Source organism: Methanohalobium sp. (assembly GCF_018609725.1).
In the GTDB taxonomy this organism is placed as follows: Archaea; Halobacteriota; Methanosarcinia; order Methanosarcinales; family Methanosarcinaceae; genus Methanohalobium.
The window spans coordinates 1-5,070 of the sequence record NZ_JAHENT010000029.1; the positions used below are offsets into that span (position 1 = coordinate 1).

Genomic DNA, 5,070 nt, shown 5'->3' on the forward strand with positions numbered 1-5,070 from the left:
ACTTGTCGGTATGTACGAAGGCGACTACGGAAACCTTCCAGAGGACAAGACCTTCCAGGAGTGCTATGACATTTCTACCATCACACCTACTGATGAATACGTAAATGTCTACCAGGGTGCTAAGAAGAAACTGGAAGACCTCGGATTGGTTTTCTAAATTATCAGTGGTTATTATACCACTGTAATTTTAACTCTGGATAATTATTATTAAAAACAGGTAGGGGAATAAAAATGCCGTATGAAACATGGACAATTATCAATGGTATATTGTATTTATTGGCCTTCGGATTGATAGGCTATATCCTTCTGGATGCTGGAAGAGTTGAAAAAAGAAGAGCTGAAAAAAGAAGCAAATGATTAAAAGGGGGGACGTGAAAAATGGCTGATGATAAAGACCCAGATGATGATGTTGGTTTAGTCAAAACATTAAGACCTTTCCATGTTTGGGCTCTAGGTGTTGGTATTGTTCTGGTCGGAGAATACATGGGCTGGAACTTTACAGTTGCAAAAGGTGGTATCCTTGGTGCACTTATCGCCATGACACTTGCAGGTGTATTATACGTTATTATATCACTATGCGCAAGTGAACTTGGTGCTGCCACACAATCTGCAGGAGGTCCCTATGAATGGGCGAGGCTATTCGTAGGACCTGGTGCTGCGGGTAGTGTTGGATTAGCAGTATACATGGAATACATCGCACTAGAAGCAGCGGATGCGATTGTCGTTGCCCAACTGGCAAAATCGATATTCCCAGAAATTGCTGTATTCCCGATGACGCTACTAGTAATAGGTACGTTGACGTTTGTTAATTATCGGGGAGTTGTAGGCGCTTTAACGTTGAACTTTGTTATTACAATGATAGCTTTCCTTGCGATTATCGTGTTCTTCTTCTCATCTACATTAGGAGGTTTTGTTGAACTTAACTCAGTCGAGTTATGGTCGCAAGGTGCGATGCCTAAAGGCCTAATAGGTTTATTCGCAGCTTTGCAGTTTGGACCATGGTTCTATTTAGGAATAGAAGGTGCAGCAATGTCAGCTGAAGAATGTGCCAAACCATCAAGGTCTGTACCACTCGGTCAGCAGGCAGGAATGATTTCACTGCTTGTTGTCGCAGCAATGACATTATTCTACTGTTCATCAATACTCCCTGTAAGCGACCTCGGTGTGTCAGTTTATCCACAGTGGGAAGCTGCAAGAGAATCAGGAGTTACATTCTTGATTGTGTTGATGGGTATTGGAACACTACTAACTTGTCTTGCGAGTGCTAACGGTACAATCTGTGATTCTTCAAGATCGTGGTATGCACTGGCAAAAGATGATTATGTGGCTAAATGGTTTTCAGCGGTTCATCCATATTATAGATCACCATATAGGTCGGTTATATTTACCATGCCGATTGCAATTGCGTTTGCATTCAGTGGTTATCTCGACCAGGTGATTACATTCTCTATCATATCGGGTCTACTCTGTTATGTATTAATACCGTTCTCATTGATACGTTTCAGAAAGCTGTTCCCAGATAGTATTGCAAATGACAAAGTGCGACCGTTCAAAGGACCTTTGCAGCCCTATATTGCATGGTTTTCGATATTCGTTGCATTAGTTATCCTGACAACATTGTACTGGGGTTACTTCTACAACCTGTTGTTTGGCCTCCTGTTCTATACAATAGCGTATTTCTATTTCCATTATAAACATACAGAAAGGCCGATGGATTGGGAGAAAGAAATGGGCTGGCCAAAACCTATTCACCATAATGAAAAGGAGGAATAACCACAATGGCTTCAGAAATACCGTCTGATATTGATAGAGGAAAATATGACCGTGGCCTTAGATTAGACCTGATGTTAATCATCGGTATTGTAGCAGTGTTGATTGGGGTAGAGTTGTTTGTGTTCACCATGATTACAACTACCACACAAGCATGGACTTTGATGCCTCTACCGATGTTTGGTGTATACATCGTTGTAATAGGTTTACTGATAGGTATTGAGACATTGGGATGTGCACAAGTATATCGCAGCGTCAAAGAACACCGTTTCAGACTTCGATACTATGATTAAGGAGGTTTAAAAATGGATGGAGCGACTGCTAAAAGCAACATTATCAAAGCTATTGATGTCCTTTTCATATTCGTACTTGCCTTTATCTGTGTTGTAATGCCAACTGTCCTCAAAGGCGCTGTACTTGTAGGATGGGAAGAAGGGGGAGACCTGGGTTATGCCTTTGACCCAGTAACCTTTATTGGATTTGTAGCGGCTATACTAGGGTTCTTCTTTGTAATACTGTTCCACTCAGTAAAGAACTACAAATATTGAATAAAAAAATAAAAGTTTACAGTTAGCAGACTATATCTCTGCTAACTGCTTTATTTAAATTGTAATAAAACAATAATCAACTGGAATGAAAGTGGTGGATTATATGGTACATGAAGGATACAAACTTAAAGTCAATCGTCCAAAAGATATGTCAAATCTTACTGAGGACGAAAAAGAACATTTGCCACTCATTAAAGCACCGGATGAAGTGGTTGAAGGTGATGAATTTGAAATTACTGTAAATATGGGGCACGAACCGCATCCCATGCAGGACGACCACTACATTGAATGGATCCAGCTATATTTCAATGGTGAACTTGTAGATGAAAAAACCTTTACACCAAGCGATGAAAAAGCTGAAGCCAAATTTAAAGTATATGCAAACGAAGACATAATAGCTGAATATCAATTTGAAAACTGTTATATTCACGGGTATAATGTCTGTGGTGAATGTGAAGGCAAAGTTGTGGCTACCAGTTTAACTGCTCTTGGGTACTGTAATACACATGGATTATGGGAAGAAACTAGAGGTATTGAAATATTATCAGAAGATGTCGGTACCGGTAGAGCCTGTGTTTGGACTCATAGGTATTAATAAAAATTTAACTTGAAGTTCCTCGTTCTTTTTTAGATAAGGAACTTTAATTTTTTAATTTTTAATCATTATTTTTTAATTTAATAGAATAATATTTTTATATTATATAATCCAACCCTTTTATGTAAATGTGTGGGGTGTTAAAAAATAAATCAGCGAAAATGTCTAATTATTCATTATTAAAAAATAATCCAAAACAGGCAGTTTTTTAGGGGGATCTATTTTGGATACAAAATATTTCAAAAGAAGCCAATATTATTACCAAAAATACAGAGATGTACCGCCTGAAAATATCGCATATGAAAGTGCATTGGACGATATTTTTGAAATTCAGAGCGTAGTAGAAAGTTTTGATAAAGATAATAACAGTGTAGTATTTTTGTGGAAATCTGAAGATGGGTGGCCAGTAGAATATGTTTCAAATAATATAGAAAAATTTGGCTATTCTCCCGATGAATTCATAACAGGGAAACTAAAGTACGAAGATATAATACACCCTGATGACCTAAAGGATATCAAAAATAAGCTGGATTATACATTTAACAACAACAATACATTTTCTAAGGAATATAGAATAATAACAAAACTAAGCGAAGTTAAATGGGTAAATGAAACAAGTTATTTCCACAGTGACGAAAATCATAATATTACTTTTTACAAGGGGGTTATAACTGACATAACTGGACAAAAAAACAAAGAGGTAGCTCTTAATAATTCTTTAGAGCTAAGGAACATTCTTCAAAAAGTAATCGATAACAGTCCATTTATAGTATTTTTATGGAAATTTGATAGAAATTGGCCTGCGGTATATGTATCAAATAACGTATCTCAATTAGGTTATGCACCTCAAGACTTTACATCTGGACATGTAAAACATGACAGCATAATACATACTGATGACTTGGAACGTGTTAGGTTTGAATTTTCTAAATTGTGTCGAGTAGGTTTCACCGATTTTACCCAAGAATATAGGATTCTGACAAAGCAGGGAAAAATCAGATGGGTCAACGAAGAGGTGATTGTTCAATATAACGATAAATCTTCGCCTGTGTCCTATCAAAGTATAATGTTTGATATTACAGATAGGAAAAACAAGGAAGTTGCATTACAGCATTCATTAAAAGAAAAAAAGAATTTTGAAAATATTATAAATCAAAGCCCTGTTGTTGTATTTCAGTGGAAAGCAAGTGATAACCTGGATGAATTGTGGCCTGTAGAATATGTATCAGATAATGTATCGCAGTTTGGTTATTCACCCAATGAATTTGTAAAAGGTGAAATTCAATATGGAGATATAATATACTCTGAAGATTTGGACCAAGTTCAATTGAACCTCCATGAACAACGTAAAAAAGGATATTCAGAGTTCTCACAAGAATATAGAATAATCACTAGAAAAGGTTATATCAGATGGGTAGATGAGAGAACAATTATACATCGAAATGATGATGGAGAACCTGAATCCTATCAGGGAATAATTTTAGATAATTCAAAACATAGATACGCTGAAAAAATTATAAATGTTCAACACAAAATAGGGTCACTATTAAATTCAGATTATGACACGGACGAAGCCATTGATAAAGTACTCGACCATATTCTTGAAATTAACACTATAGATTGCGTATGCATACATTTTGTTGACGAATCAGGAGGGCTGGACCTCATAAACCACAAAGGATTATCTTTGTCACTTGTTCATGATATATCGCATATAAATTCTAATTCATTTATCACTAAAATATTAATGACTGGTAACCCTATTTACAAAGATTATTCCGAGATTTTCTTTAACTCTAAATCCATATCTAATTCTAAACAAGGAGAAAGAGCGTTAGCAATTATCCCCGTGAAATTTAAAGGTGAAATTATTGCAGCTTTAAGTGTATCATCCCATACACATGATAATTTACCTCAAGAAGTCAGAATCGCGATTGAAAACATTGCAGATTTGCTGGGAGGTTTCATAGGTCGTATAACTATTGAAATAGAACTTGGTGAACTACCACTTGACTAAACAGGCTGTCCGACAATTAATGTTAAAGAGGGTATATTCTACAAAGGGACCTACCACATAACATAAATTATCAGTTCCAATCGTTTCTCTTATATCAATTGATAGCATCTGTTTCTGGTTTTTGGATCATCGGAGAACTG

General features: G+C 36.3%; 7 protein-coding genes. All 7 read left to right on the forward strand.

Annotated features, from left to right (window positions below; all coding sequences use genetic code 11):
* A partial coding sequence (locus QZ276_RS01625; protein ID WP_292484685.1) for a monomethylamine:corrinoid methyltransferase occupies positions 1-157 on the forward strand: 157 nt, incomplete at its 5' end.
* Positions 158-231: 74 nt separating this feature from the next.
* Positions 232-357, forward strand: coding sequence for a hypothetical protein (locus QZ276_RS01630; protein WP_292484687.1), 126 nt, complete (start codon positions 232-234; stop codon positions 355-357).
* Positions 358-378: 21 nt separating this feature from the next.
* Entirely contained in the window at positions 379-1,773 is a 1,395-nt protein-coding gene (locus QZ276_RS01635; RefSeq protein ID WP_292484689.1) for an APC family permease, read from the forward strand.
* A gap of 5 nt (positions 1,774-1,778) precedes the next feature.
* The gene (locus tag QZ276_RS01640) at positions 1,779-2,063 is read left to right on the forward strand and encodes a monomethylamine permease (RefSeq protein WP_292484690.1); all 285 of its coding nucleotides are present in this window, start codon (positions 1,779-1,781) and stop codon (positions 2,061-2,063) included.
* A 12-nt stretch (positions 2,064-2,075) separates the two neighbouring features.
* Positions 2,076-2,318 (forward strand): AcrB/AcrD/AcrF family protein, encoded by a 243-nt coding sequence (locus QZ276_RS01645; RefSeq protein WP_292484692.1) that lies wholly within the window; start codon positions 2,076-2,078, stop codon positions 2,316-2,318.
* 103 nt (positions 2,319-2,421) lie between these two features.
* Complete coding sequence (locus QZ276_RS01650; protein ID WP_292484694.1) at positions 2,422-2,913, forward strand: desulfoferrodoxin family protein; 492 nt, start codon at positions 2,422-2,424, stop codon at positions 2,911-2,913.
* A gap of 223 nt (positions 2,914-3,136) precedes the next feature.
* A complete protein-coding gene (locus QZ276_RS01655; protein ID WP_292484695.1) occupies positions 3,137-4,930 on the forward strand; it encodes a PAS domain-containing protein in 1,794 nt (597 codons plus the stop codon).
* Positions 4,931-5,070 lie beyond the last annotated feature (140 nt).